A 25694-nucleotide genomic window follows, 5' to 3' on the forward strand; every position below is an offset into this window, starting at 1 on the left:
GGAAGAGGGCGCATGCGGCTCAAGTGCATCAAGCTGGCGGGCTTCAAGTCCTTCGTCGACCCGACGACGGTCAATTTCCCGAGCAATATGGCGGCCGTGGTCGGCCCCAACGGCTGCGGCAAGTCCAACATCATCGACGCCGTTCGCTGGGTGATGGGCGAGAGTTCGGCGAAGAACCTCCGCGGCGAGTCGATGACCGACGTCATCTTCAACGGCTCCAACACGCGCAAGCCGGTGACCCAGGCGTCGATCGAACTGGTGTTCGACAACTCCGACCAGACCCTGCTGGGCGAATACGCCAGCTACGCCGAGATTTCCATCCGCCGCCGCGTGACCCGCGACGGCCAGAACACCTATTTCCTCAACGGCACCAAGTGCCGGCGCCGCGACATCACCGACATCTTCCTCGGCACCGGCCTGGGCCCGCGCAGCTACTCGATCATCGAACAAGGCATGATCTCCAAGCTGATCGAGGCCAAGCCCGAGGATCTGCGCAACTTCATCGAGGAAGCCGCCGGCATCTCCAAGTACAAGGAGCGCCGCCGCGAGACCGAGAACCGCATCCGCCGTACCCAGGAAAACCTCGCGCGCCTCACCGACCTGCGCGAAGAGCTCGAGCGACAGCTCGAACGCCTGCACCGCCAGGCCCAGTCGGCGGAGAAGTACCAGGAATTCAAGGCCGAGGAACGCACCCTCAAGGCCCAACTTGGCGCCCTGCGCTGGCGCGACCTGAACGAGCAGGTCGGGCAGAAGGAAAAGGTCATCGGCGACCAGGAAGTGGCCTTCGAGGCGCTGGTGGCCGAGCAGCGCAGCGCCGACGCCAGCATCGAGCGCCTGCGTGACGGCCACCACGAGCTGTCGGAAACCTTCAATCAGGTGCAGGGCCGCTTCTATTCCGTGGGCGGCGACATCGCCCGCGTCGAGCAGAGCATCCAGCACGGCCAGCAGCGCCTGCGCCAGTTGCAGGACGATCTGCGCGAGGCAGAAAAGACCCGCCAGGAAACCGAATCCCACCTGGGTCACGACCGTACCCTGCTCGCCACTCTGGGCGAGGAACTGGAGCGCCTGGCCCCGGAGCAGGAAATCAGCGCCGCCGCCGCCGAAGAGGCCAGTGTCGGCCTGGAAGACGCCGAGCAGCGCATGCACGACTGGCAGCAGCGCTGGGACGCTTTCAACCAGCAAAGCGCCGAACCGCGCCGTGAGGCGGAAGTGCAGCAGTCGCGCATTCAGCACCTGGAACAGAGCCTGGAGCGCCAGGGCGAGCGCCAGCGCCGCCTGAACGACGAGCGCACGCAACTGGCCGCCGACCCGGAAGACGCCGCGATCCTCGAACTGGGCGAGCAGGTCGCCGCCATTGAATTGTTGCTGGAAGAGTCGCAGATCGAGGAACAGGAACTGGCCGAGCGCCTGGAGCGCGTACGCCAGTCCCTGCAGGAAAGCACCGCCGCGCAACACCAGGCGCAAGGCGAGCTGCAACGTCTGAACGGCCGCATCGCCTCGCTGGAGGCTCTGCAGCAGGCAGCGCTCGATCCGGGCGACGGCACCGCGCAATGGTTGCGCCAGCAAGGGCTGGAGCAGCGCCCGCGTCTCGCTGAAGGCCTGCGCGTAGAGGCAGGTTGGGAGCTGGCGGTGGAAACCGTGCTCGGCGCCGACCTGCACGGCGTGCTGCTGGATGACGTGAAGGGGCTGCCGTTCGACGCGCTGGAGAAAGGCGAGCTGCGCCTTCTCGATCTGGCCGCTGGTGCCGTTTCCCGTCCCGGCAGCCTGCTGGACAAGGTCGAGACCAACGTCGACCTGAGCTACTGGCTGGGCCGCGTACGCCCGGTGGAAACCCTGGAACTGGCGTTGGTCCAGCGTGCCTCGCTGGGTGACGGAGAAAGCCTGATCAGCCGCGACGGCTACTGGGTTGGCCGCAACTTCCTGCGCGTGCGCCGGGGCGAATCCGCCGACGGCGGCGTGCTGGCGCGCGGCCAGGAACTGGAGCGCCTGTACGGCGAGCGCGAGATGCTGGAGCAGCGCCTTGCCGAGATCGATGAACAACTGGTGCGCCTGCGCGATGAGCAGCGCCAGGCCGAGGAAGGTCGCGACCAGGTGCGTCGCCGCCTGCAGGACGAAGGCCGCCGCCAGGGCGAGCTAAAGGCGCAGCTGTCCGCGCAGCAGGCCAAGGTCGAGCAGCTGACCCTGCGCCGTCGCCGTCTGGACGAAGAGCTGGCCGAGCTGGCCGAGCAGCACGCTATGGAGCAGGAACAACTGGGCGAGGCCCGCCTGAGCCTGCAGGAAGCGCTGGACGCCATGGCCGTGGACACCGAGCGCCGCGAATCGCTGCTTGCCGAGCGCGACGGCATGCGCGAGAAGCTCGACCGCATCCGCCAGGAGTCCCGCCAGCACAAGGATCACGCCCATCAATTGGCTGTGCGCGTGGGCTCCCTGCGCGCCCAGCACGAATCCACCCGCCAGGCGCTGGAGCGACTGGACGGCCAGGCCGTGCGCCTGGTCGAGCGTTGCGAGCAGCTTAATCTCAATCTGGAGGAGGGCGCCGCGCCGCTGGAAGAGCTGCGCATGCGCCTGGAAGAGCTGCTCGACCGGCGCATGGCGGTGGAAGACGAACTCAAGCACGCGCGCTTGGCGCTGGAAGACGCCGACCGCCAGCTGCGTGACGCCGAGAAGCGCCGCACCCAGGCCGAGCAGCAGTCGCAACTGCTGCGCGGCCAGCTGGAGCAGCAGCGCATGGAGTGGCAGGCCCTGAACGTGCGGCGCAAGTCGCTGCAGGAACAGCTCCACGAGGATGGCTACGACCTGCACGGCGTGTTGGCCACCTTGCCCCACGACGCCGCCGAGAAGGTCTGGGAAACCCGCCTGGAAGAACTGGCCGCGCGCATCGGTCGCCTAGGCCCGATCAACCTTGCGGCGATCGAGGAATACCAGCAGCAATCCGAGCGCAAACGCTATCTGGACGACCAGAACGACGACCTGGTGGAAGCGCTGGATACCCTGGAAAACGTCATCCGCAAGATCGACAAGGAAACTCGCAATCGCTTCAAGGAAACCTTTGACCAGATCAATGCTGGCCTTCAGGCATTGTTCCCCAAGGTTTTCGGCGGTGGTCATGCCTATCTGGAACTTACCGGCGAGGATCTACTCGATACCGGGGTGGCGATCATGGCGCGGCCGCCGGGCAAGAAGAACAGCACCATCCATCTTCTGTCCGGTGGCGAAAAGGCCCTGACCGCTCTGGCGCTGGTGTTTGCGATCTTCCAGCTGAACCCGGCACCGTTCTGCATGCTCGACGAAGTCGATGCGCCGCTGGACGATGCCAACGTCGGCCGTTATGCGCGGCTGGTGAAGGAGATGTCGGAGAAAGTGCAGTTCATCTATATCACCCACAACAAGATCGCCATGGAGATGGCCGATCAGTTGATGGGCGTGACCATGCATGAACCGGGTTGTTCGCGTCTGGTGGCAGTGGATGTGGAAGAGGCTGTTGCGCTCGCCGAAGCGTGATCGTCCAGGCGAACTTGAGCTATGCTGGCAAGATGCTTTGTTTCCAGCCTAACGCATTGATTTGATTGGGGTAGGGTTCACTTCGGGTGCGCAACTGGCGACCGCTATGAAAAGTTGCAAAGAGTGCGGCGGAGTGTCGCCTCAGACAGTGTAAAGTTATGTGAGAGCGTGTTAGCTTAACCCCCACTTTTGTATCGCGTGGAAAACATCAGTCAGAACATGAAGTTGGCTCCACGTTTTCAAGGGATAGGATGTCCTTTTTTTCATCATCATTTTTTGTTCAGGGGCTACGGGATTAGATGGATATCGGTCTGCGCGAATGGCTGATCGTCATTGGGCTTATCGTCATCGCCGGCATTCTGTTCGACGGTTGGCGTCGCATGCGGGGTGGCAAGGGCAAGTTGCGTTTCAAGCTGGATCGCCAGTTTGCCAACCAACCCGATGACGGGGACGAAACCAACCCGGAACTGCTCGGGCCTTCCCGTGTAGTCGAACACCTTGAGCCGGGGCTGGACGAGGAAGACCTGCCTAAGGTCAGCGCCAAAGAGTCGCGCGGCAAGCGCCGCGGCGAGCCGCGCCAGGGCGACCTGAACCTGGACGACCCGGCGCCGAACCTGCTCGGCCCGCTGGACGAAGAGGATTTCCCCAATCCGCTGGACGAAGTGCCGGCAGAGAAGGACAAGCCGAAGAAAGACCGCAAGAAGGACAGGGAGCGCACAGCTCCTGCAGCTGCTGCTCCGTCGGCGCCGCAGGCGCCGGTCGACGAAGTGCTGATCATCAACGTGATCAGCCGCGACGAGAACGGCTTCAAGGGCCCGGCGCTGCTGCAGAACATCCTCGAAAGCGGCCTGCGCTACGGCGAGATGGACATCTTCCACCGTCACGAGAGCATGGCCGGCAACGGTGAAGTGCTGTTCTCCATGGCCAACGCGGTCAAGCCGGGCACCTTCGATCTGGACAACATCGACCAGTTCAGCACCCGCGCGGTGAGCTTCTTCCTTGGCTTGCCGGGCCCGCGACATCCCAAGCAGGCGTTCGATGTGATGATTGCCGCCGCCCGCAAGCTGGCTCAGGAGCTCAATGGCGAGCTGAAGGACGAGCAGCGCAGCGTGATGACCGCGCAGACCATCGAGCACTACCGTCAGCGCATCATCGACTTCGAGCGACGCGCGCTGACCCAGAAGCGCTAAGCTTTCCGCACGCTGCACAAAAAGCCCCAAGCGACCCTTGGGGCTTCGCATTTCTAGCCGCAACCTCTTGCCGCCCGAGATTCCCGCATGACCGATTCCCAGACCGCTGCCGAACGCATTGCCCAGCTGCGCAGCGAACTCGACGACCACAACTACCGCTACTACGTGCTCGACGAGCCGAGCGTGCCGGACGCCGAGTACGACCGCCTGTTCCGCGAGCTGAAGGCGCTGGAAGCCGAACATCCCGAACTGATCACTCCCGAGTCACCGACCCAGCGCGTCGGCGGTGCGGCCGTCTCGGCGTTCGGCGAGGTGCGCCATGAAGTGCCGATGCTCAGTCTGGGCAACGCCTTCGAGGAGCAGGATCTCAACGACTTCGACCGCCGCGTGCGTGAAGGCCTGGCGGACCAGCTGCCGTCTTCCGACCTGTTCGGTGGCGGCGCCGAAGTGGAGTACAGCTGCGAGCCCAAGCTCGACGGCCTGGCGGTCAGCCTGCTGTACGAGAGCGGTGTGCTGACCCGCGGCGCCACCCGTGGCGACGGCACCACCGGCGAGGACATCAGCGTCAACGTGCGCACCATCCGCAATGTGCCGCTGCGCCTCAAAGGCGCGGGCTGGCCGGCGGTGCTGGAGGTGCGCGGCGAAGTGTTCATGTCCAAGGCGGGTTTCGATGCGCTCAACGAACGGCAGATGGAAGCCGGCGGCAAGACCTTCGCCAACCCGCGCAATGCTGCCGCCGGTAGCCTTCGCCAGTTGGACTCGAAGATCACCGCCAGCCGCCCTCTGGAGTTCTGCTGTTACGGTTTCGGCCGCGTCGAGGGCGGCACATTGCCCGGCACCCAGGTCGATATCCTCGAAGCCCTCAAGGGTTGGGGCATCCCGATCAGCCGCGAGCTGAAACTGGCTAAAGGCGTCGAGGGTTGCCGCGCCTATTACGAAGACATCGGCGCCCGCCGCGACAGCCTCGCCTACGAGATCGACGGCGTGGTGTTCAAGGTCAACCGCATCGACTTCCAGCGTGAGCTGGGCTTCCGCGCCCGCGAGCCGCGCTGGGCCATTGCCCATAAGTTCCCGGCGCGCGAAGAGCTCACCGAACTGCTCGACGTGGAATTCCAGGTCGGCCGTACTGGCGCCGTAACGCCCGTGGCACGCCTGAAGCCGGTGCAGGTGGCCGGCGTGACCGTGTCCAACGCCACGCTGCACAACATGGACGAAGTCGCCCGCCTGGGCCTGATGATCGGCGACACCGTGGTGATCCGCCGTGCCGGCGATGTGATTCCGCAGGTCATGCAGGTCGTCACCGAGCGCCGTCCAGCGGAGGCTCGCCCGGTGGCGATCCCCACCCAGTGCCCGGTATGCGGCTCGCAGGTCGAGCGCACCCAGCTGGTCAAGCGCAGCAAGGGCAAGGAGTCGGTCAGCGAAGGCGCCATCTACCGTTGTGTCGGCCGGCTGTTCTGCCAGGCGCAGCTCAAGCAGGCGATCATCCACTTCGTCTCGCGCCGCGCCATGGACATCGACGGCCTTGGCGACAAGATCGTCGAGCAGCTGGTGGACAAGGGCTTGGTGAAATCCCCGGCTGACCTCTACACCCTGACCTTCGAGCAGGTCATCGAGCTGGAGGGTTTCGCCGAAGTCTCCACGCGCAACCTGCTCGCATCCATCGCCGACAGCCGCAAGCCCGCACTGGCGCGCTTCGTCTTCGCCCTGGGCATTCCGGACGTGGGCGAAGAGACCGCCAAGCTGCTGGCGCGCTCCTTGGGCTCCCTGGCGCGCATCCAGAAGGCGCTGCCGGAAGTGCTGACCTACCTGCCGGATGTCGGCGGCGAGGTAGCCTACGAGATCCATAACTTCTTCGATGACGAGCACAACCGCGGCGTGATCCGGCAATTGCTGGAGCGCGGCATCGAGCTGCAGGACGAAGGCGAGGTCTCCGCCGAGTTCGCTGCCGTCGCCACGCTGGCGGGCTTCATCGACAAGCTGAACATCCCCTTCATCGCCGCCACCGGCGCCGAGAAGCTGGCCGACCGCACGGGCAGCCTCGACGCGCTCATTACCCTCAGCCAGGACTGGCTGGATCTCAGCACCCTAAAAGGGGTGAACGAGAAGGCCAAGCAGTCGGTGCGCGAGTACTTCGCCGATGCCGCCCGCGTCGAGCGCGCGAAGGCGGTCGAAGCGCAGTTGGCGGAGTTCGGCATGCACTGGCGCAGCGAGCGCAAGGTCGTCGAAGGCCTGCCTCTGGCCGGCCAGACCTGGGTGCTGACCGGCACCCTGGAGGCCATGAGCCGCGACGTCGCCAAGGAAAAGCTCGAAAGCCTGGGCGCGAAGGTGGCCGGCTCCGTCTCGGCCAAGACCCACTGCGTCGTTGCAGGGCCGGGAGCGGGTTCAAAGTTGGCCAAGGCCCAGGAACTTGGCGTCGCCGTAATGGACGAAGAGCAGCTGATCAAGCTGCTGGCCGACCACGGTCTCGGCGCCTGACACGCCTTTCTTCCGATCAAAGAATCAAGATAAACGCATCAAGGAGACAATCCATGCCCATGACCAAGGACCAACTGGTTCGCGATATCGCCGAATCCCTCGACCTGACCCAGGCTGCCGTGCGCGGCGTGTTCGAGCAGCTGGCGCAGATCGCCCAGGACGCCCTGGAAAACGACGGTGAGCTGACCCTGCCGGGTATCGGCAAGCTTAAGGTCAGCGAACGCGCTGCCCGCACCGGTCGCAATCCGCAGACTGGCAAGACCATCGAGATCGCCGCGAAGAAGGTGGTACGCCTGGTGCCCGCAAAGGCCCTGGTCGACAGCCTGAACTGATCGGCCGGCCCGCTCCGGCCTCTACATTGCGGCGCAGGGCGGGCCAACGATTGACGGAGAGCGAGATGGACAAGGCAAGAAAGCAGCGCCTGCTCGGCGTCGGGGCACTGGTAGTGCTGTTTGGGGCCTACGTGGCCTGGACCGAGCGCCCGCAGATCGTCCTGCATTACGAAGGCGTGGGCGGGCCGGCGGTGAGCTACAGCTTCAAGGAAAACGGCGAGGAAACCCTCGCGGGCGAGATCAAGCCGGGCGAGGCGCGCGCCTTCCCGCTGCGCCTGCTGCGTTCGGGCGAATACCGCGTCGCCTTCCAGTTCCACCAGGGGGCGGAGCGCTACTCCACCTTCAGTACCCGGCCGGGCTACAGCAAGATGGATCTGTTCATCGGGCCGAACCTGGAGGTCTCCACCCAGCCTCGGCCCGAAGGGCTGCTCCAGGGGCAGTAACGCCCTTTACAGGTACTCGGCCACCAGCACCACGTTGCGCTGGTCCGCGGCCACCCCACCCTTGGCGATCTCGCGGATGACGCTGCCGGTGTCTCCGGTGGCCACGATGCCTTCCACCAGCGCCTTGCCGTGCGTGTCGGTCAGCCGGTAGCTGACGCTGGGTATCGCGCCGCGCGGCTCGTTCAGCATCATTGTCATGGCCTGGTTGCACTCGCTCAGACTTACCCGCGCGCTTTTCGCAGTGACTTCGCTCAGCCCGACCTGGCAGGTCGGCTCGACCACGGCGCCACTGAAATGGATGACGCCATCGTAGGCCATGAGCGGGGCGCAGAAGAGCAGGGCAACGAGAGTGGTGGATCGCAGTGCAACGGACATGCTGGCATTCCTCGCTCGGTCATGGCCCGCCTCTCAGCGACGGGTTCTTCCTATAGCATCGGCACCGTCTGAATTTTCTGAATCGGCTATAGGGCGATTCCCCTAATCAAAAGGGAGATTCGTGATGAATATCGGGAATTGCATGTGTGACGTCGCTAAGTGCTTGAAGTGCTTGTAAGTTGCGCTCAAGCCGCTACAATGGCGCGGCTCGCTGATCTGGCGAGCTTCTCGTGATGGTGGCCCTGTCGGTCCCCCCGCAACGATTACTCGCTTACCTGGTCAGGTCCGGAAGGAAGCAGCCAAGGCGGGGACATTGTGTGCCGGGGTGTGGCTGGCGGGGCCGCCTCCATTTCGGGGTCGGTAAAATCCGCCCCATCCTGTCGATGCACGCGTCGCATCAGCGATAGTGACTCAGGATTTCCTCTATCTTTCCCGACGCCTTGATCTTCGCCAGCACCGAGAGCACTTCGTCGGCGTGGACTTCAGGTGCGTCCAGCACCATGCATGACAGCGGCGTTTCCTCGATTACGCTGGCGATTCTCAGTCGCTCCGCCTCGGGCAATTCACGGTTGAACCAGTTCAGCGCGAACTCGCTGCTGATCGCGTACTGATAGCGGCCGATACGCAGCTTCTTCAGCACCAGTTCCTGGTTCCGCGCGTCGTCGCGGGTCAGCCAGTGGCTGTCCAGCAGCGGCTGCAGGCGCGGGTAGTGATAGCCCAGCACGGTGCCGACAGATTGGCTGGGCAGGGTTTCCAGCTTGTCGGCCGGGGCATCGCGGACTACCAGCAGGTCGCGTTGCACCATCAGGGGGGCAGTCCAGCGGTAGTCGTTGAATTCATGCTCGGTCCAGGTGCGCGACACGTAGCAGCGTACATCGACGGAGTGGCTCAGTACGGCTTGCTCGATGCGTGCGCGGGGCACGATGTGGAAGGCTGCCGGGCGGCCCAGTTCGCGTGCCGTTTCGTTGAACAGCTCGAACATGATGCCGCCGGTCAGTTCTCCATTCTCGATCTGCGCCAGCGGCATCGCCCAACTGTCGACCACCGAGAAGCGCAGGGGGCGGTCGTCAGCCTGGGCGAGGGTGGCGGTCAGCAGCAGGGTGGTGGCAAGGAAGCGCATCAAGGCTCCGTTGATGGCAGAACGACGACACAATGCCGTGTAGCCCGGCCCTTGCCAAGATGTGACAGCGACCGGTGCGGACATCGGGTGCAATTTACGGTCCGCTTCGCTAGGATTAGCGCACTTCTGCTCACCTGTCGCGATGGATTTCAATGAGTTATCAGGTTCTTGCCCGCAAATGGCGTCCGCGCTCGTTCCGCGAAATGGTCGGCCAGACCCATGTGCTCAAGGCCCTGATCAACGCGCTGGACAACCAGCGCCTGCACCACGCCTACCTGTTCACCGGTACCCGTGGCGTGGGCAAGACCACCATCGCGCGCATCCTGGCCAAATGCCTGAACTGCGAGACCGGCGTCAGCTCGACTCCCTGCGGGCAGTGCTCGGTGTGCCGCGAGATCGATGAAGGCCGCTTCGTCGACCTCATCGAAGTGGACGCCGCCAGCCGCACCAAGGTCGAAGACACCCGCGAGCTGCTCGACAACGTGCAGTATTCGCCGAGCCGTGGGCGCTACAAGGTCTACCTGATCGACGAAGTGCACATGCTCTCCAGTCACAGCTTCAACGCCCTGTTGAAGACTCTGGAGGAGCCACCGCCCCACGTGAAGTTCCTGCTGGCGACCACGGACCCGCAGAAACTGCCGGTGACCATCCTCTCGCGCTGCCTGCAGTTCTCGCTGAAGAACATGCCGCCGGAGCGCGTGGTGGAGCACCTCACCCACGTCCTGGGCGCCGAGAACGTGCCGTTCGAGGACGATGCGCTGTGGCTGCTCGGTCGCGCGGCCGATGGCTCCATGCGTGACGCCATGAGCCTCACCGACCAGGCTATCGCTTTCGGCGAAGGCAAGGTGTTGTCCGCCGATGTGCGCGCCATGCTCGGTACCTTGGATCACGGTCAGGTCTACGGTGTACTCCATGCACTGCTGAAAGGCGATGCTCGCGCTCTGCTGGAAGCCGTTCGCCATCTGGCCGAGCAAGGCCCGGACTGGGGCGGCGTGCTGGCCGAAATGCTCAACGTGCTGCACCGCGTGGCCATCGCCCAGGCGCTGCCCGAGGCCGTGGACAACGGCCAGGGCGACCGTGACCGGGTGCTGGCACTGGCCCAGGCACTGCCGGCCGAGGACGTGCAGTTCTACTACCAGATGGGTCTGATCGGCCGCCGCGACCTGCCGCTGGCGCCCGATCCCCGTGGCGGCTTCGAGATGGTGCTGCTGCGCATGCTGGCGTTCCGTCCGGCCGATGCCGACGGCGCGCCCAGGTCGCCACTAAAGGACCTGGGGATCAGCAAGGCCACGGCTGATTCCAACCCGAACCCAGTGGCCGGCGCCGCCGTTGCAGCGCCGGTTGCCTCCATTGCTCCGCCGCCTGCTGCGCCAGCGCCGGTCGCTCCTGTAACGCCGGAGGTTGCCCTGGCTGTTGCCGCGCCGCAGCCTCAGATGGCTCCGGCTCCGGCTCCGGCTCCGGCTCCGGCTCCGGCTCCGGCTCCGGTGGTGGAGGCGGCGCCTGTCGCTGCACCCGCGCCGGTTGTCGAAGCGACTCCAGCGCTGGTCGAAGTGCCGCCGCAAGTGGTCGTCGCTGCTGAGCCTGTTGCTCCGGCTGTCGAGCCGCAGCCGTCGGTGGCCGAAGCGCCGGTCGATCTGCCGTGGGATGAACCCTCGGCATCGGTTGCGGCCGCTCCCGCGTCTCCAGAGACTGTCGCACCTGCACCTGCACCTGCACCTGCACCTGCACCTGTAGCGGCAGCGCCGGCTCCTGTGCCTGCGGCTGCCCCCGTCCCGGCGGAAGCACCCGCACCCGTCGTGGCTGAAGCTCCGGCCGACGAGGATGATCGCGACGATGAGCCGCCGCCCGCCGAGGACTACTACGAAGTCGACATGGAGTCCTACGGCTATCTCGAGAGCGAGGCGCCGCAGGAGCAGGCCGAGCCGGAACCCGAGCCCGCCGCCATGCCCGCGACCGGACTCGCCGCCGAGTGGCTGGACCTCTTCCCGCGCCTGGGCCTGGCCGGCCTGACCGCCAGCATCGGCGCCAACTGCACCCTGGTGGCCGTGGACGGCGACAACTGGCACCTGCACCTGGACCCGGGCCAGAGCGCGCTGTTCAACGCGACCCAGCAGCGCCGCCTGAACGATGCGCTGAACCAGTTCCACGGGCGTACCCTGACACTGCAGGTCACCCAGCAGAAGCCCGAGCAGGAAACTCCGGCCCAGGCCGCCGCACGCAAGCGTGCCGAGCGTCAGCGCCAGGCCGAGGCATCGATTGCGGCTGACCCCTATGTGCTACAGATGAAGCAACAGTTCGCCGCGGTGGTCCGCGACGGTACTATCGAACCCCTGGAGGCCAAGGCTTGAGCCTTGGCCGACGACTGAACGAATCGAGGAACTCGACATGATGAAAGGTGGCATGGCCGGCCTGATGAAGCAGGCCCAGCAGATGCAGGAAAAGATGCAGAAGATGCAGGAAGAGCTGGCCAACGCCGAAGTGACCGGTCAATCCGGCGCCGGCCTGGTGAGCGTGGTGATGACCGGTCGCCACGACGTCAAGCGCGTCTCCCTGGATGACAGCCTGATGCAGGAAGATAAGGAAATCCTTGAAGACCTGATCGCCGCTGCGGTGAACGACGCCGTGCGCAAGATCGAGCAGAACAACCAGGACAAGATGTCCGGCATGACCGCCGGCATGCAATTGCCGCCCGGCTTCAAGATGCCTTTCTGATCCAGGCTCTTCCCCTGTAGGGGCGAGCTTGCTCGCGAACGCTCTACCGGCCCTTCACGGCCTGCAGGGTTCGCGAGCAAGCTCGCTCCTACAGTCGTTCTACACCCCGAAAAGTATCCTGAGACCGCCCCATGAGCTTCACGCCGCTGATCCGCCAACTGATCGATGCCCTGCGCACCCTGCCCGGAGTGGGGCAGAAAAGTGCCCAGCGCATGGCACTGCAGCTGCTGGAGCGTGACCGCACCGGCGGCCTGCGCCTGGCCCAGGCTCTGACCCAGGCGATGGAGGGCGTCGGCCACTGCAAGCAATGCCGCACCCTGTCCGAGGACGAGTTCTGCCCGCAGTGCACGGACCCACGCCGTGACGACAGCCTGTTGTGCGTGGTGGAAGGTCCGTTGGACGTGTTCGCTGTCGAACAGACCGGATACCGTGGCCGCTATTTCGTACTCAAGGGGCACTTGTCGCCGCTGGATGGCCTCGGCCCGGAAGCCATCGGCATTCCCGAACTGCAAGCGCGGATCAAGGCCGGCAGCTTCAGCGAGATCATCCTCGCCACCAACCCCACGGTGGAAGGCGAGGCGACCGCCCACTACATCGCCCAACTGCTCGGCGGCGGTGACTTGGTGCTTTCGCGCATCGCTCACGGTGTACCGCTGGGTGGCGAGCTGGAGCTGGTCGACGGCGGCACCCTGGCTCATGCCCTGGCAGGGCGCCGGCCGATCAGCAGCTAACCGCCGGCAAGGCGCAACAGCTCGCGATCATCCATTCGATAGGCAATCCACTGGCTTTCTCGCCGGCCGCCCAGGTGCGAGTAAAAGCGTTCGGCGGCGTGATTGCCGGCCAGCACATCCCAGAGCAGGCGACCCGCACCTTGTTCCAGCGCCCATTGGGCAACGCGCCGCATCAATTGCCCGCCTGCGCCGCAGCCGCGCTGTCCCTGGACGACATACAGCTCCTTGAGTCGAACGCTCGGGCGTAGATCGAAGGTGAAGGCAAGGCTCTGCACGACGGCGTAGCCGCAGATCGTGTCGGTCTCGGCGATGAACACCTGGCACTGCGCCGCCGGTCCGAAGGCGCGTGTGAGCAGGGCGTCGGCGTCCACCGCGAAGTCGTCAAGATAGCCTTCGTACTCCGCCAGCCCGCGCATCAGCTCGAGCACGGCTGGAACATCGTTCGGCCGTGCCTCGCGAATGCTCAGCAGGCGCACGAGATGCTTTCTGTCTGGCTGCGTTGCCCGTGGCCATCGGCACTGACCAGCGCCAAGCCTTCGTCCAGCCAGCCGGTTACTCCGCCGATCATCTCCTTCACTGGCAAGCCCAGCGCGGCGAGCTTCGCGGCGGCGCGGTGCACGCCGTTGCAGTGCGGCCCGGCGCAATAGACGACGAACAGGGTGCCCGGTGCGAACTGTGCCATGCGTCGCGCATCGATCTCGCGGGTCGGCAGGTTCAGCGCTCCGGGCACGTGCCCGCGGGCGAACGCGGCGGTATTGCGTACATCGAGCAGGACGAAATCCTGCTCGCCGTTCTGCAGGGCGTGATTGACGTCCGAGCAGTCGGTCTCGAAGGCCAGGCGGTGGCTGAAGTGGGCAAGGGCGTCGGCGGGCAAGGCGGCGGGGAACTGGCTGACGAGGCTGGGCATGGCAAGGCTCCTGTGGATAGTGGGAGCACTGTATGCGGCCCTTCGGATCAGCTACAGTGGCGGACTGGACAGTGATCGGAAGTTTTCCGCCAAATGCTGCGCAATCCCCTGGAAGTCGCTGTGCTCGCCTACGACGGCCTGTGTACCTTCGAATTCGGCATCGCCGTGGAAATATTCGGCTTGCCGCGTCCCGAGTTCGACTTTCCCTGGTACAACCACCGGGTCTTAGCCGTCGACGAAGGGCCAATGCGGGCATTGGGTGGAGTCCGCGTGCTAGCCGACGGTGGGCAGGAGTCGCTCGACACGGCGGGGACCGTCATCGTGCCGGGCTGGCGTGATCGTGCCGAGGCGCCGTCCGCCGAGTTGGTGCGGGTGCTGCGCAAGGCTCATGACGAAGGTGCGCGTCTGCTGTCGATCTGCTCCGGAGTCTTCGTTCTGGCCGCCACCGGGTTGCTGGACGGCCAGCGCGCCACCACGCACTGGCGCTACGCCGAGGAGTTGGCGGCGCGCTTCCCTGCCATCGAGGTCGATGCCCAGGTGCTCTATGTGGATGCCGGTCAGCTGATCACCTCAGCCGGCAGCGCGGCGGGCATCGATGCCTGCCTGCACCTGGTGGCGCGGGACTTCGGTACGCAGGTTGCCAATACCGTCGCGCGGCGCCTGGTGATGTCGCCACAGCGCGGCGGCGGCCAGGCACAGTTCATTCCGGCGCCGGTGGCGCAGGCGCCCCGACATGACCTCGCCGGGTTGCTGGACTGGGCCAGGCAACGGTTGGACCGCTCGATCAGCGTCGGCGAACTGGCCAGCCGTGTAGCCATGAGCGAGCGCACTTTCCTGCGCCGATTCAACGAAGCCACGGGGATGACGCCCAAGGCATGGCTGCAGCACGAGCGCATGCTGCGCGCCCGTGAATTGCTCGAAAGCAGCGCCGACAGCGTCGAGCGGATAGCCGAGCAATGCGGCTTCGGCACCGTGGAAAGCTTCCGCAATGCCTTTCGTGGTGCGGCGGGCGTAGCGCCATCGGCTTACCGCGAGCGGTTCGGGACGGCGCATCTGTCCTAGCCGATGGCGGGTGTCTCGCCTTGAAAACCAAGCAAGCGCTCGGTAAGTTTCAGTCAAACCGTCTGGAGCCTTGCCATGTCCGTGTTCGCCGAATACTTCGATGACAGCCACCGCCTGGTCCGTGACAGCGTTCGGCGCTTCGTCGAGCGTGAAATCCTGCCCCACGTCGCCGACTGGGAGGAGGCCGAGGAGTTTCCCCGCGAGCTATACCGCAAGGCGGGCGAGGCCGGCATCCTTGGCATTGGCTATCCCGAGGCGCTCGGCGGTAGCCATGAAGGCGACCTGTTTGCCAAGGTGGCGGCCAGCGAGGAGCTGATGCGCTGTGGTTCCGGGGGGCTGGTGGCGGGGCTGGGCTCGCTGGATATCGGCCTGCCGCCGCTGATCAAGTGGGGCCGCCCGGATCTGCGCGAGCGCATCGCGCCGCAGGTGCTGGCCGGCGAGAAGATCATGGCGCTGGCGGTCACCGAGCCGTCCGGCGGTTCCGACGTCGCCAGCCTGAAGACCCGCGCCGTGCGCGCCGGTGATCACTACCGCGTCAGCGGCAGCAAGACCTTTATCACCAGCGGCGTGCGCGCCGATTACTACACCGTGGCCGTACGCACTGGCGGCGATGGCTTCGGCGGCGTCAGCCTGTTGCTGGTGGAGAAGGGTACGCCGGGCTTCACCGTCAGCCGCAGGCTGAAGAAGATGGGCTGGTGGGCCTCGGACACCGCCGAGTTGTTCTTCGACGACTGCAAGGTGCCGGTGGAGAATCTCATCGGTGCGGAGAACATGGGCTTCGCCTGCATCATGGCGAACTTCCAGAGCGAGCGCCTGGCACTGGCAATCATGGCCAACATGACCGCACAGTTGGCGCTGGACGAGGCGCTGGCCTGGAGCCGCGAGCGCGAGGCGTTTGGCAAGCCGGTCGGCAAGTTCCAGGTGCTCAAGCACCGGCTGGCGGAGATGGCCACGCAAGTCGAAGTGTCTCGCGAGTTCACCTACCGCCAGGCGGCGAAGATGGCCGTGGGCAAGAGTGTGATCAAGGAAATCTCCATGGCCAAGAACTTCGCCACCGACGTGGCCGACCGGGTGACCTACGACGCGGTACAGGTGCTGGGCGGCATGGGCTACATGCGCGAGAGCCTGGTGGAGCGGCTCTACCGCGACAACCGCATCCTCTCCATCGGCGGCGGCACGCGGGAGATCATGAACGAGATCATCGCCAAGCAGATGGGGCTCTGAGTCTCTTCGGACTCAGGTGAAATCCATGCCGAAGTGCGTCTTGCTGCAGTGCAGGCAGCGGAAGTGGTAGATCGCCGGGTTGCCCGCCGGCTGGTAGTGCTCGACGACCTGTAGCCAGGCCTTCTCCGGCCAGCCCAGGTGGGGGAATTGCCTGGCCAGCCCGGCGGCGCCGAGGGCGATGATGTCTTCGCGCTTTGCATCGCCATGAAAGGCGCAGGCGTCACCGCAGCAGCTGAGCCAGTGCTCCTGCTGCCAGGATGCGAACCCGGGAGTGCGCTCGCAGACTTCGCGCACCACGGCATCGGGCACGCCGGCATCGAGTAACGGATGGTCATCGACGAAGCTCGCCTCGAAGCGTTCGGCCGCACTGCCGTCCGCGATGCACCAGGGGCACAGGCAGTTTCCCGGCAGGTCGTGGCGGGTATAGACGGAGGCGGAGTAGATGAAGCCGCGTGCCTGCCCGCAGCGCAGGCAGGTCGCATCAGAGGCGACCACGCTGCCGGTGGCCAGTGGGGCGGGATGATAGCGGAAGGCTGGGAGCGTCTGGCTCATGGTCGTCGTCCTTGGGCGTATGTCCTGGTACAGGGCCAGTATACGCAGCGCCATGAGTGCTGGAAAAAACGGCGCCCATCCGGGGGTAAGGGGGATGGGCGCCGGCCCGACAGGGAAAAAGGGACGCTTGGGAATGAAGCGTTACTTGGCCTCGTAGCCCTCGGCGGGGGACTTGCGCTTGGGCTTGGGTGCGAAGCGCTTGGCCAGCTTCATGCTGCCGGTGACCACTTTCTGGTACCAGACCGGCAGCAGGCGCAGCATCACGTCGATGGCGTGGGCATCCGGGCCGATCAAGATGCGCCGCGAGTCGCGCTCCACGCCACGAATGATCACCAGCGCGGCCTTCTGCGGAGTGGTGCGCAGCAACTGGTCGTTGAACTGGGTGCGCGCTGCTTCCGCGTTCTGCCCGGTGACCTTGACCATGCTGTCGTTCATGCGCGCGGTCTTGGCGATGTTGGTCTTGATCCCGCCGGGGTGCACGCAGCTGGCGGAGACACCGCCACGCTCCATGTCCAGCTCCTGGCGCAGTGACTCGGTGAAGCCGCGAACAGCGAACTTGGTGGCGTTGTAGGCGCTCATGCCCGGCTGGGAGAACAGGCCGAACACGCTGGAGACGTTGACGATGTGGCCGTCACCGGAAGCCTTCAGGTGCGGCAGGAAGGCCTTGGTGCCGTAGACCACGCCCCAGAAGTTGATGTTGGTGATCCACTCGTACTCTTCGTAGTCGCTGGCTTCCACGGTACCGGCATGGGCGACGCCGGCGTTGTTGAACACCAGGTTGACCTTGCCGTGCTCGCGGGCGGCCTTGTCGGCCCAGGCGTGCACCTGGTCGCGGTCGGCGACGTTCACCGTGTCGATGGACACGCGCACGCCGGTGGAAGAGAGCAGTTGGCGGGTTTCCTCCAGGCCTGCGGCATTCACGTCCGCCAGGGCCAGGTGGCAACCACGGGCGGCCAGTTCCACGGCCAGGGCACGGCCGATGCCGGAACCTGCGCCGGTGATGGCGGCGACCTTGTTCTCGAAGTTCTTCATGCCGGCACCTCCTCGGCGTGGCGTTGCGGTTGGACGACAGGGCTGCTCAGGGGTTTGGCCTTCAGATGATAGGCGCCGGGATCGAACTGGCTGGTCAGGGCGCGGAAGCGCCAGGTGAAGCCCGGCCACAGGGTGCAGTTGCGCCCGCTCACCGGGTGCAGGTACCAGCTCTTGCAGCCGCCGGTGTTCCACACGCTGTGGTTGAGGCCGCGCTGCAGCTTCTCGTTCCAGCGCTCCTGCACCTCTCCCTTCACTTCGACGCTCTGCAGCTCTCGGCGATCCATCAGCTTGATGGCGCCCAGCACGTAGGCGATCTGCGATTCGATCATGTAGACCATCGAGTTATGGCCCAGGCCCGTGTTTGGGCCCATGAGGAAGAACAGGTTGGGGAAACCGCGGGTCATGGTGCCCTTGTAGGCTTCGGGGCCGTTCTTCCAGGTGTCGAGCAGGTCCACGCCGTCCCGGCCGAACACCACGCCGCGCGGGATAGGGTCGTTGGCGGTGAAGCCGGTGCCGAAGATGATCGCGTCCACCTGACGCTCGCGGCCATCACTGGTGATGATGCTGCCAGCCTTGATCTCGCGGATGCCGTCGACGATCACCGAGGAGTTGGAGGCCGCCAGCGCCGGATAGTAATTGTGCGACATGAGCACGCGCTTGCAGCCGATGGTGTAGTCCGGGGTCAGCTTGCGGCGCAGGTCCGGGTCCTTGACCTGCTGGCGGATGAAGCGCTCGGCCAGCTTGCCCACCAGCTTCATCGCCCAGGGCGCGAAGGAGAAGCCCAGTACGCGGCCTTCGAGCATGCTGTAGAGGGCGCCGCGCCAGAGTTTCTGCACGGCCGGGAAGTGGCGGAAGCGCGCGCGCTCCTTCTCGCTGATGGCGCGGTCGGGCTTGGGTAGGATCCATGGCGCGGTGCGCTGGTAGAGATCGAGCTTGGCCACCAGCGGCTGGATTTCCGGGACGAACTGGATGGCCGAGGCGCCGGTGCCGATCACCGCGACGCGCTTGCCCTTGAGGTCGTAGTCATGGTCCCACTGCTGGGAGTGGAATGCCTTGCCCCGGAAGTTCTCCAGGCCCTTGAGCGCGGGTATCGAGGGAATCGACAGGGCGCCCATGCCGGAGACCACGGCCTTGGCGGTGTAGTGGTTGCCGGCGGCGTCGAACAGGTGCCAGAGCTGCTGTTCCTCGTTCCACTCGAAGCGCGCCATCTCGGTGTTGAGCAGCGTCTTGTCTTCCAGGCGGTACTTCGCCCAGCACTTCTCCAGGTACGCGCGGATTTCCGGCTGGCGGGCGAACATGCGCGTCCAGTCCGGGTTCGGCTCGAAGGAGAAGGAGTAGACGTGGGATTGCACGTCGCAGGCGCAGCCCGGGTAGTTGTTGACCCGCCAGGTGCCACCGACGCCGGCATCCTTCTCGAACAGCAGAAAGTCATTCTCGCCTTCCTGCTTCAGGCGTATCGCCATGCCCAGCCCGGAAAACCCGGTGCCGATGATGGCGACCTTGCAGTGTCTGGGGGTAGTCTTTGGTTGGGTACTCACAACCGTACTCATGGCCACGCTCCTGTTATGATTATTGCTGGCGTATACAACTGTCTACGTGATGAAATGTAGACATCTGTATACTTCAGGAACAACCAACCTTAGATGGGGTCGGGCGCCAGACACATGGAAATCGGACAGGAAGAACGGCCAGCGGAAGCTGCCGGCAAGCGCGCGCTGATCGACGCGGCGCTGCGCCTGGCAGCCAGCCGGCGCAGCCTGAGCAGCCTCGGACTGCGCGAGCTGGCGCGTGAAGCGGGGCTGAACCCGAATACCTTCTACCGGCACTTCGGTGACGTGGATGATCTGGGCCTGGCGATCATTCGTGACATCGCCACCCAGCTGCGCCAGCCGCTGCGTGACCTGCGCCGCGAGGCCGCCGAGCGCGCTCAGACGGGGGAGGGCACGGCCAGCGTGCCTTTCGGCCTGGACCTGGAGCGCGGCCAGCGGGTGACGCGGGAGACTGTGCGGTTGTTCTTCGACTTCGTGGAAGGCAACCCGCAGGCCTTCATCATTGGCGTGCGCGAGCTGCATGGGCCGTCGCCGGTACTGCGCGAAGCGTTGGCGCGAGTGATGGACGAGTTCGGTGACGACATGGCCGAGGACATCCGCCAGTTCCACCTGCTACCGGACATCGACGAGAACGAACTGAACCAGCTGTCGCGGCTGATCAGCCGGCAATTGTTCCAACAGTCGCTGGATTATCTCGAACGCCCGCCGGAGCAGCGCGGAGAAGTCTGTGCCCTGGCCGAACGACAAATCCTGTTGCTCTTCACCGGCGTCGCGGTACTGCAGACCTTCGGCATGCTGGCTAGGCTGTGATGCTTCTGTCGTCCTGTGGAGATCTGCCATGTTGCCTTTACCCCTGTTCGGCGGCTGCGCCTGCGGCGCGGTGCGCTACCGGGTGGATGCCGAGCCGGAAGAGACCGGTTACTGCCATTGCCGCATCTGCCAGAAATCCAATGCCGCGCCCGCGGTGCCCTGGGCGGTGATCCCACTGACGGGCTTTGCCTATACTGCCGGCGAACTGGGGATGTGGCGCTCAAGCTCGGACGGCGAGCGGCGCTTCTGCGTGACGTGCGGCACACCGATGGAGTTCCGCGTGCGCGACGGCGAGACGGTAGGGCTCAACACCGTGACCTTGGACGAGCCGGAGCTGATTCAGCCGCAGTGTCATGTCTGGTGTTCGTCGCAGCTGTCATGGTTCGACACGGTGGATGATCTGCCGCGCCGCCAGGAGGGCTGACGCCAGCCCCTGAAAGTGTGTAATGAAAACGCCAGGCAATGCCTGGCGTTTTCGTTCGTGCATGAAGATCAGCCGGCGAAGTCCAGTGTTTCCTTCCAGCGGGTTTCCAGCGCCTTGGTGTCATGGTCGAAGGGGTGGAAGCCGGGGCGGAAATAGTCCAGCCACGGGCGGATCAGGTTGACGAAGTAGCCGCGGCGCGGGTGCAGCAGCACGCCCAGGCCATGTTTCCAGCTGCGCCAATTGAACAGCTGGCCGTCGCGGCGCAGCAGGTTGATCTGGAAGCCGGCGATGACGCCGAGGAATATCCCGGTGGTCAGCAGCATTACAGCGGTACGGGTGAAGTAGCCGCCGTAGACCTGCTGGTAGACGTCGTAGGCCACCGCTTTGTGCTCGTTCTCCTCGACGGCGTGCCACATCCACAGCTTGTACATCTTGTCCGACTTCATCTGGCTGCTCAGGTCTTCACGCTTGAGCAACTGCTCGGCCATGGTCGCGGTGAAGTGTTCCAGGGCGCAGGTGATCGCCAGCTGGTGCTTCTTGGTGGTGACCTTGCTGATGGATTCGAGTAGCACCTTGATGCGCAGCTCCAGGGTTTCCAGGTCGATGCCGTGCTCGTCGGCATACTCGTTGTAGGCCGCGTGCTCCTTGGAGTGCATGGCTTCCTGGCCGATGAAGGCGCTGACGTCCTTCTGCAGCTGCGGATCCTGGATGCGCTCGCGCACGGCGCGCACGCTATCGACGAAGAACTTCTCGCCATAGGGGAACAACGAGGACAGGTTGTTCATGAAGTGGGTCATGAAGGGCTGCCCGTCCCACCAGTATTTCGGCGTCTCACTGAAGGTGAAATCCATGCGGCGGACCGGGAAATTGGCGCGGATCGGCGTGGTACTGGCGTTCATGACTAACTCCTTGTTGTTGTGCGGGCGCCTGGACGACGGGAGCGCGGCAAGTGGCAACTGCGGCGACCCGGGCAAGCCCTGTCGTTAGTTCGCGATGTCACCTGGGAATGTGTCATCGGTTGATGTCATGTTCGGAGTCTTGTCGGACAATCGAAAGGTCATATGTGGCCGTGGCCGGGTCGAATCAGGCCAAACGGGCTACGACCAGCCATTGGATGGGGCGTCTGCGGATGGGCGCGTGCGGGGCAGGGTGGAAATGAAAACGGGCGCAGAAGCGCCCGTTCTTTACCACAGAGGTCTGTTACTGCTCGTCGAGGGCAAAGGCAGTCAGGCTGTAAGTGGGGATCTGCGCGTCATTGAGCTTGGTCGAACCGCCCAGCTCCGGCAGGTCGATGATTGCAGCGGCCTCGAACACGCTGGCGCCCATGCGCCGCACCAGTTGGGCGGCGGCCAGCAGCGTGCCGCCGGTGGCGATCAGGTCATCGAAGATCAGCACGCTGTCACCTTCGCACAGGCTGTCGGCATGGACTTCCAGCAGGGCTTCGCCGTACTCGGTCTCGTAGGATTGGGCCAGCACGTCGGCCGGCAGTTTGCCGCGCTTGCGGAACAGCACCAGAGGCTTGTTCAGCTCGTAGGCGATGATCGAGCCGATCAGGAAGCCGCGCGCATCCATCGCGCCGATGTGGGTGAAGTCGGCCTCGACGTAGCGCTGGATGAAGCTGTCGGCAACGAAGCGTAGGGCTCGCGGCGACTGGAACAGCGGGGTGATGTCGCGGAACATGACGCCGGGCTTGGGAAAGTCGGGAACGGCACGTATCACGGACTTCAGGTCGAGTTGGTTGAGGATCATACTGGATGTGCACCTGATGCGTTTTTTGCAGAGGCCAAAGTATAACGGGCCCGCCAGTCGGCGAGCCCGTTTTCGATGACCGGAAAGTCAACCAATAGGTCAGCTTTCGTGTGGGTTCAGCTTTCCAGCTGGCCGCCGGCCAGTGCGCACAGCTCGATAGAGTCGAGGATGTGCACTTCCTTGCCTTCGGCGGCGATCAGGCCGTTCTGCTGGAAGCGGGTGAACACGCGGGAGACGGTTTCCACCGCCAGGCCCAGGTAGTTGCCGATCTCGTTGCGCGACATGGCCAGGCGGAACTGCTGGGCTGAGAAACCACGGGCGCGAAAGCGCGCAGAGAGGTTCACCAGGAAGGTGGCGATGCGCTCGTCGGCGGTCTTCTTCGACAGCAGCATCATCATCTGCTGGTCGTCGCGGATCTCGCGGCTCATCACGCGCAGCAACTGGCGGCGCAGCTGCGGCAGTTGCTCGGACAACTCGTCCAGACGTTCGAAGGGAATCTCGCAGACCGAAGTGGTTTCCAGGGCCTGGGCCGATACCGGGTAGCTCTCGGTGTCCATGCCGGACAGGCCGACCAGCTCGCTGGGCAGGTGGAAGCCGGTGATCTGCTCTTCACCGCCATCGGTGATGCTGAAGGTCTTCAGCGCGCCGGAGCGCACCGCGAAGACGGAGCCGAAGGTATCGCCCTGGCGGAACAGAAATTCGCCTTTCTTCAGCGGACGACCGCGTTTGACGATTTCATCGAGGGCGTCCATGTCGCTGTGGTTCAGCGAAAGTGGCAGGCAGAGGGGAGCCAGGCTGCAATCCTTGCAGTGCGCCTGGGGCAGGGCGCGCACTTTGATGGTTTCGGCCATGAGTGTTCCTTGAATGGGATGGCACACAAAAACCAAGGGTACCGCAGACCGCAAGTCGCGCGCCAGCTGGCGACCTGTCTGAATCGCTGGTTCCAGCGATGGGGATCAGGGTTTCGTAGGGGTTGGAGTGGTCTCGAATCCTTTCGAAAAGTGCCGGTTCAGGGCTGTTCCTACAGATTAGGACTACAGACATATCCTGTAGCAATGGGTGCGACAGTTGGCCCCGTACCGTCGGTCGCGCAGAAGGGAACCCGCGGGTCAGATGACCCGCGAGAAGCGTTGCAGGTTCTGCATCGGCAGGTAGCGATCGAACAGCATGCACAGCGAGCGCACCAGCAACCGGCCGGAAGCGTTCACATCGATACCGCGCGGGCCGAGGGTGATCAGGCCGTCGCGGGCGAAGCGTTCGAGGTCGCCCCAGATTTCCGCGAAGTAGCCGCGGAAGTCGATGTTGTAGAGGTCCTCGATGTCCTCGAAGTCCAGCTGGAAATGGCAGATCAGCTGCTGGATCACCGCGCGACGGATCAGGTCGTCCTTGTTGCAGTGCAGGCCGCGGCGGGTGGCGAGCTGGCCCTGGTCGAGGGTGTTCTGGTAGTCGACGATATCGTTACTGTTCTGGCAGTAGAGATCGCCGATCTGACTGATCGAGGAAACCCCGAGGCCCACCAGGTCGCAGTGCCCGTGGGTGGTGTAGCCCTGGAAGTTGCGCTGCAGGGTGCCGTCTTCCTGGGCCATCGCCAGTTCGTCGTCCGGCAGTGCGAAGTGGTCCATTCCGATGTAGCGGTAGCCGGCGGCTTCCAGTTGCTCGGTGGTGCGCTGCAGCATCTCCAGCTTCTGCCCGGGGGAGGGCAGGTCCTCGGCCTTGATCCGCCGCTGCGGCGGGAAGCGCTCAGGGAGGTGCGCGTAGTTGAACACGGACAATCGGTTGGGCTGCAGGGCGATAACCTGCTCGACAGTGCGTGCGAAGGTATCCGGGGTCTGCCGGGGCAGCCCGTAGATCAGGTCGATGTTGATCGAGCGGAATTGCAGCGTGCGCGCCGCATCGATGATGGCGCGGGTCTCGTCGAGGCTCTGCAGGCGGTTGATAGCCTGCTGCACGTCCAGATTGAAGTCCTGCACGCCGATGCTGGCGCGGTTGAAGCCCAGTTCGCGGAGCAGGCCCATGGTCGACCAGTCAGCCTCGCGCGGGTCAATCTCGATGCCGTAGTCGCCGAAGTCGCCCTCGACGAAGTGGAAGTGGGTGCGCAATTGCGCCATCAGTTCCCGCAGTTGGCCGGGGCTCAGGAAGGTCGGGGTACCTCCGCCGAAATGCAGCTGCTCGACTTGCTGCTGGCGACCCAGGTGACGGCTGACGATCTCGATTTCGTGGATCAGACGGGCGAGGTAGGGGGCGCTGCGGCCACGATCCTTGGTGATGACCTTGTTGCAGGCGCAGTAGTAGCAGATGTTCGCGCAGAACGGGACGTGCACGTAGAGCGAGAGCGGGCGCTGGGCCTTTTGGCTATCACGCAGCGCGTGCAGCAGGTCGAAGGGTCCGACTCCTTCGTGGAACTGCACGGCTGTGGGATAGGAGGTGTAGCGCGGGCCGGACAGATCGTATCGGCGTATCAGATCTGCGTCCCAGCGAATATTGTCTAGCATGCCGATGTTCCCCGGTGGCGAGCTTTTCCTGCGCAGTCTAGGGAGAGTCCGACAGAGGCCTGTTGACCTGTATCAAGCGGCTTTATGGTGGGGAAGATCGGCGCTGGCGTGCATGTCGTGGCCCATGATCCAGGCCTGGTGAGGGCCGGGGAGGGTCCACAGGCCGAAGAGGATCACCAGGATACCGCCAGCCATGCGCACGCTGCGCTTGCGCAGCACGGCGGTGATGCGTTCGGCGGCGAGCCCAGTGGCGAGCAGTACTGGCCAGGTGCCCAGGCCGAAGGCGAGCATCAGTAACGCGCTGTCCACCGCCGAGCCCTGGCTGGTGGCCCAGAGAAGGGTGCTGTAGACCAGGCCGCAGGGCAGCCAGCCCCAGAGTGCGCCGAGCAGCAGCGCGCGCGGCAGCGTAGCGACCGGCAGTAGGCGGCTAGCAAAGGGCTGGATGTGTTTCCACAGGCCGCGTCCCAGGGCTTCGATGCGGGTCAGGCCGCTCCACCAGCCAGCCAGATACAGGCCCATGGCGATCAGCAGCAGGCCGGCGATCACCCGCAGTGCCGAGGCGAACGGCGTACGCGCCACGGCCCAGCCCGCGAGGCCGAGCAGTAGGCCGGCGCAAGCGTAACTGAGGATGCGCCCGAGGTTGTAGGCCAGTAGTAGGCGCAGGCGTCGGCCGCGCTGCTCCGGCGGTATGGCCATCGTCAGCGCGCCCATCAGGCCGCCGCACATACCCAGGCAGTGACCGCCTCCGAGCAGGCCCAGGATCAGGGCGGACGCCAGCAAAGGCGCCAGCTCAGGCATCGCGCTTGTCCTGCTTGTGGCTGGCGTGCGAGTCGTCACCCTCGGCTTCGTCGATGCCGGCCTGGTGCTTGGGGTCTTCGTCGTCGAACAGGATGCTGTGGGCGGGCCCGTCCATGTCGTCATACTGGCCGCTGTTCACTGCCCAGAAAAAGATCGCGATGCAGATGCCGACGATTACCACGGCGACTGGAATCATGATGTAGAGAGCGGGCATT

24 protein-coding genes, 1 other RNA gene and 1 pseudogene are annotated in these 25694 nt (G+C 64.8%); 13 read left to right on the forward strand and 13 right to left on the reverse strand.

The annotated features are described in order from the left end of the window. Positions 1–12 precede the first annotated feature (12 nt). The 5 genes from smc (at position 13) to IB274_RS16065 (ending at position 7941) form a co-directional block, all read left to right on the forward strand. Entirely contained in the window at positions 13–3501 is a 3489-nt protein-coding gene (gene smc, locus IB274_RS16045; RefSeq protein WP_192432912.1) for a chromosome segregation protein SMC, read from the forward strand. A gap of 299 nt (positions 3502–3800) precedes the next feature. Then, positions 3801–4691: a cell division protein ZipA gene (gene zipA, locus IB274_RS16050; RefSeq protein ID WP_192432913.1), complete on the forward strand. Its 891-nt coding sequence runs from the start codon at positions 3801–3803 to the stop codon at positions 4689–4691. Positions 4692–4778: 87 nt separating this feature from the next. Next, the gene (gene ligA, locus IB274_RS16055; RefSeq protein WP_192432914.1) at positions 4779–7166 is read left to right on the forward strand and encodes an NAD-dependent DNA ligase LigA; all 2388 of its coding nucleotides are present in this window, start codon (positions 4779–4781) and stop codon (positions 7164–7166) included. Positions 7167–7195: 29 nt separating this feature from the next. Then, positions 7196–7498: an HU family DNA-binding protein gene (locus tag IB274_RS16060; protein WP_318652887.1), complete on the forward strand. Its 303-nt coding sequence runs from the start codon at positions 7196–7198 to the stop codon at positions 7496–7498. Between the two features lie 65 nt (positions 7499–7563). Continuing rightward, positions 7564–7941: a hypothetical protein gene (locus tag IB274_RS16065; protein WP_081518571.1), complete on the forward strand. Its 378-nt coding sequence runs from the start codon at positions 7564–7566 to the stop codon at positions 7939–7941. Between the two features lie 6 nt (positions 7942–7947). Here IB274_RS16065 and IB274_RS16070 read toward each other — a convergent pair whose 3' ends face one another. After that, on the reverse strand, positions 7948–8316 hold the full coding sequence (locus IB274_RS16070; protein ID WP_192432916.1) for a hypothetical protein: 369 nt from the start codon (positions 8314–8316) through the stop codon (positions 7948–7950). A 243-nt stretch (positions 8317–8559) separates the two neighbouring features. Between IB274_RS16070 and ffs the strand changes: the two genes are divergently transcribed. Beyond that, positions 8560–8656: signal recognition particle sRNA small type (ffs, locus tag IB274_RS16075), an RNA gene on the forward strand. Positions 8657–8713: 57 nt separating this feature from the next. Here ffs and IB274_RS16080 read toward each other — a convergent pair. After that, positions 8714–9436 (reverse strand): substrate-binding periplasmic protein, encoded by a 723-nt coding sequence (locus tag IB274_RS16080; protein ID WP_192432917.1) that lies wholly within the window; start codon positions 9434–9436, stop codon positions 8714–8716. A 152-nt stretch (positions 9437–9588) separates the two neighbouring features. Between IB274_RS16080 and dnaX the strand changes: the two genes are divergently transcribed. From dnaX to recR, 3 genes are all read left to right on the forward strand, one after another. After that, the gene (gene dnaX / locus IB274_RS16085) at positions 9589–11784 is read left to right on the forward strand and encodes a DNA polymerase III subunit gamma/tau (RefSeq protein ID WP_192432918.1); all 2196 of its coding nucleotides are present in this window, start codon (positions 9589–9591) and stop codon (positions 11782–11784) included. A gap of 37 nt (positions 11785–11821) precedes the next feature. Next, positions 11822–12148, forward strand: a complete 327-nt coding sequence (locus IB274_RS16090; RefSeq protein ID WP_045209089.1) for a YbaB/EbfC family nucleoid-associated protein — start codon at positions 11822–11824, stop codon at positions 12146–12148. A gap of 131 nt (positions 12149–12279) precedes the next feature. After that, positions 12280–12879 carry a recombination mediator RecR gene (gene recR, locus IB274_RS16095; protein WP_192432919.1) on the forward strand — a complete coding sequence of 200 codons (600 nt, stop codon included), beginning with the start codon at positions 12280–12282 and terminating at the stop codon, positions 12877–12879. Here recR and IB274_RS16100 read toward each other — a convergent pair. After that, on the reverse strand, positions 12876–13355 hold the full coding sequence (locus IB274_RS16100) for a GNAT family N-acetyltransferase (RefSeq protein ID WP_192432920.1): 480 nt from the start codon (positions 13353–13355) through the stop codon (positions 12876–12878). The genes recR and IB274_RS16100 overlap by 4 nt on opposite strands. Then, a complete protein-coding gene (locus IB274_RS16105) occupies positions 13343–13786 on the reverse strand; it encodes a rhodanese-like domain-containing protein (protein ID WP_192432921.1) in 444 nt (147 codons plus the stop codon). The genes IB274_RS16100 and IB274_RS16105 overlap by 13 nt, the downstream gene beginning before the upstream one ends. 93 nt (positions 13787–13879) lie before the next feature. Here IB274_RS16105 and ftrA point away from each other — a divergent pair, with 93 nt between their 5' ends. Beyond that, complete coding sequence (gene ftrA / locus IB274_RS16110) at positions 13880–14848, forward strand: transcriptional regulator FtrA (RefSeq protein WP_192432922.1); 969 nt, start codon at positions 13880–13882, stop codon at positions 14846–14848. A gap of 75 nt (positions 14849–14923) precedes the next feature. Then, positions 14924–16072, forward strand: a complete 1149-nt coding sequence (locus IB274_RS16115; protein WP_192432923.1) for an acyl-CoA dehydrogenase family protein — start codon at positions 14924–14926, stop codon at positions 16070–16072. Positions 16073–16084: 12 nt separating this feature from the next. Here IB274_RS16115 and IB274_RS16120 read toward each other — a convergent pair whose 3' ends face one another. The 3 genes and pseudogenes from IB274_RS16120 to IB274_RS16130 all read right to left on the reverse strand — a co-directional run bounded on the left by IB274_RS16120 (position 16085) and on the right by IB274_RS16130 (position 19244). Further along, on the reverse strand, positions 16085–16624 hold the full coding sequence (locus IB274_RS16120) for a CbrC family protein (RefSeq protein ID WP_192432924.1): 540 nt from the start codon (positions 16622–16624) through the stop codon (positions 16085–16087). A 141-nt stretch (positions 16625–16765) separates the two neighbouring features. Further along, complete coding sequence (locus IB274_RS16125; protein ID WP_192432925.1) at positions 16766–17656, reverse strand: SDR family NAD(P)-dependent oxidoreductase; 891 nt, start codon at positions 17654–17656, stop codon at positions 16766–16768. Further along, a pseudogene (locus IB274_RS16130) lies at positions 17653–19244 on the reverse strand (flavin-containing monooxygenase). The gene IB274_RS16125 and the pseudogene IB274_RS16130 overlap by 4 nt, the downstream one beginning before the upstream one ends. A 76-nt stretch (positions 19245–19320) precedes the next feature. Here IB274_RS16130 and IB274_RS16135 point away from each other — a divergent pair. Next, a complete protein-coding gene (locus IB274_RS16135; protein ID WP_192432927.1) occupies positions 19321–20016 on the forward strand; it encodes a TetR family transcriptional regulator in 696 nt (231 codons plus the stop codon). Between the two features lie 28 nt (positions 20017–20044). Continuing rightward, positions 20045–20440: a GFA family protein gene (locus tag IB274_RS16140; RefSeq protein WP_192432928.1), complete on the forward strand. Its 396-nt coding sequence runs from the start codon at positions 20045–20047 to the stop codon at positions 20438–20440. Between the two features lie 68 nt (positions 20441–20508). On the opposite strand, the gene IB274_RS16145 is transcribed toward IB274_RS16140, so the two are convergent. The 6 genes from IB274_RS16145 to ccoS form a co-directional block, all read right to left on the reverse strand. After that, a complete protein-coding gene (locus IB274_RS16145) occupies positions 20509–21339 on the reverse strand; it encodes a metal-dependent hydrolase (RefSeq protein ID WP_192432929.1) in 831 nt (276 codons plus the stop codon). A 301-nt stretch (positions 21340–21640) separates the two neighbouring features. Then, positions 21641–22189, reverse strand: a complete 549-nt coding sequence (locus IB274_RS16150; protein WP_192432930.1) for an adenine phosphoribosyltransferase — start codon at positions 22187–22189, stop codon at positions 21641–21643. Positions 22190–22305: 116 nt separating this feature from the next. Further along, a complete protein-coding gene (gene anr, locus IB274_RS16155) occupies positions 22306–23040 on the reverse strand; it encodes a transcriptional regulator Anr (RefSeq protein ID WP_017516826.1) in 735 nt (244 codons plus the stop codon). Positions 23041–23298: 258 nt separating this feature from the next. Beyond that, complete coding sequence (gene hemN, locus IB274_RS16160; protein WP_192432931.1) at positions 23299–24681, reverse strand: oxygen-independent coproporphyrinogen III oxidase; 1383 nt, start codon at positions 24679–24681, stop codon at positions 23299–23301. A 72-nt stretch (positions 24682–24753) separates the two neighbouring features. Continuing rightward, a complete protein-coding gene (locus tag IB274_RS16165) occupies positions 24754–25479 on the reverse strand; it encodes a sulfite exporter TauE/SafE family protein (protein WP_192432932.1) in 726 nt (241 codons plus the stop codon). Beyond that, the gene (gene ccoS / locus IB274_RS16170) at positions 25472–25693 is read right to left on the reverse strand and encodes a cbb3-type cytochrome oxidase assembly protein CcoS (RefSeq protein ID WP_192432933.1); all 222 of its coding nucleotides are present in this window, start codon (positions 25691–25693) and stop codon (positions 25472–25474) included. The genes IB274_RS16165 and ccoS overlap by 8 nt, the downstream gene beginning before the upstream one ends. Between the last annotated feature and the right edge of the window lies 1 nt (position 25694).

Source organism: Pseudomonas sp. PDM18 (assembly GCF_014852585.1).
GTDB lineage: Bacteria > Pseudomonadota > Gammaproteobacteria > Pseudomonadales > Pseudomonadaceae > Pseudomonas.